Genomic DNA, 259 nt, shown 5'->3' on the forward strand with positions numbered 1-259 from the left:
AGTGAAAGTACTTCGGCTTCGGTAAGTGCAAGTGAATCAACATCTGCTTCAGTAAGCGTTAGCGAAAGCACCTCGGCTTCGGTAAGTGCGAGTGAATCCACTTCAGCATCTGTGAGTGCAAGTGAATCAACTTCGGCCTCAGTAAGTGCGAGTGAATCAACTTCCGCCTCAGTAAGTGCAAGTGAAAGCACATCTGCTTCGGTAAGTGCAAGCGAAAGTACTTCAGCATCTGTGAGTGCGAGCGAAAGTACCTCCGCCT

General features: G+C 49.0%; 1 protein-coding gene. It reads right to left on the reverse strand.

From position 1 onward, the window contains the following. The coding region (locus LMC10_RS01450; RefSeq protein WP_267866773.1) for a hypothetical protein at positions 1 to 259 on the reverse strand (259 nt) is incomplete at both ends.

Origin of the sequence: Limosilactobacillus reuteri subsp. simiae (assembly GCF_020784875.1) — a bacterium.
Taxonomy (GTDB): Bacteria; Bacillota; Bacilli; order Lactobacillales; family Lactobacillaceae; genus Limosilactobacillus; species Limosilactobacillus reuteri_H.